Below are 1,665 nucleotides of genomic sequence, written 5' to 3'. Positions count from 1 at the left end.
GACCCTTGAGGAGCACCCACCCCCGGCGACCAACGACACATTTTCGCCCACCACCGCGGGGCAGCGGCCCCTGGAGAACTAAACCGAAGCATGGTCGGACTCCGAGCGTGCCGGCCGCGCCGTCGGCGAGGTTGCCGTCCGTTCGGTGTCTGCGCCGAACGTCCAACGTCAAGGGCGGGGCGGTGCGTTCCGAGGACGAGATCTGCCGCGTCCGCCGCCTGATCGACCGGACCAACATTGGGCTCGAGAACTCGAACCCAAACAGCGACAACAACTTCAACCAGCTGTCACGGTCGTGCCCCGACACCGCAGCCTCGTGCTCGCCATGGCCCGCACCCGCCAAACCGGCCCAACTTGCGCCCGGAGAGAAGCCCATGACCACCAACACCACCCCTGTCATCGGCGCGATGATCGATGACTTTCCCCGGTTTGTTGCAGGCTCAATTAGCTGGGTACCAGGATCATCGATCCGTTCCTCGTTAAAGAGAAGGCGTGCGTTAGGATTATCTGGCGATAAGTGAATCTGTGTGTTGTTCGCCATTTCCTCGGTTTAAGCTAGAAGCCGTTTCGGAAGTGCTTTGGAGTGATGTCGAAACTGGCAGAGCAGTTGGCCGGGGTGCTTTGGTGGTGAAGTGCAGCCCGTCATCGATCTTGCCGCGGCGTATTTGGTGGACATCGAAGAGATAGTTCTGCTTTGCTTTCCATGGACCGCGGGATCCAGACTTCGGCAGTTGGTTCATCGCGCGTTGGAAGTAGCCGGGCGCGAAATCTGTGAACGGCAGTTCCTCGACATCCCTGCCTGGATGAGGGGCTACGGCGGTGTCGTAGCCATGCGTGTCCATGTAATTGAGTAAGCGACAGACGTATTCAGATACCAGGTCTGCTTTAAGTGTCCAGGACGCGTTGATGTAACCGAGGGTGAACGCCATATTCGGGACATCGGATAGCATCATGGCCTTGTAGGTCATCGACTTGGCGATGTCGACGGCCTGGCCGTTACAGGTAAGTTGGGTACCGCCGAACAGCCGCATGTTCAAACCAGTTGCGGTGACGATGATGTCGGCTGCCAACTCCATCCCGGAGGAAAGCTTGATCCCGGTTTTGGTGAAATGGTCAATAGTATCGGTGGCCACATCGGCATTGCCGTCCCGAATGGCCTTGAAAAGGTCGCCGTTAGGGGCCAGACACACCCGTTCATCCCATGGGTTGTACTTCGGTCCGAAATGCTTGTCTACGTCATACCTCGCGGGCAGCTGATGCTTGGCCCAAGCCATCAGCGCTTTACGCATGGACCGGGGAAAGCGCCGTGCCAGCTGGTACTGCGCCACAGTTAACAGGATGTTCTTCCAGCGGTTGACGAAGTCAGCACCCCTGGGCGGTAACCACTTGATGAGCTGCACGGCGATGGGGTCGATATTAGGCAGCGATCCGATGTAAGTCGGTGAACGCTGCAGCATCGTGACGTGGCCAGCGCCGGAATCCACAAGGGACGGAATGAGAGTTACCGCGGTAGCGCCGCTACCGATCACGATGATGTTCTTACCCGCATAATCAAGGTCTTCGGGCCAGTGCTGCGGATGCACGATAGTTCCCCCGAAGTCCTTCTCGCCGGGGAACTCTGGACAATAACCCTCGTCGTAGTTGTAGTAGCCACTGCATGCAAAC

Annotated in this window: 1 protein-coding gene; it reads right to left on the bottom strand. The window is 58.3% G+C overall.

Annotated features, from left to right (window positions below; translation table 11 throughout):
* Positions 1-503: 503 nt before the first annotated feature.
* Positions 504-1,665, bottom strand: a 1,162-nt coding sequence (locus tag AC5Y49_RS24575) for a flavin-containing monooxygenase (protein WP_499891985.1), incomplete at its 5' end; no start/stop codon positions are given.

Source organism: Mycobacterium sp. NGS62, assembly GCF_059812285.1.
This window is presented reverse-complemented; position numbering and strand designations above follow the sequence as displayed.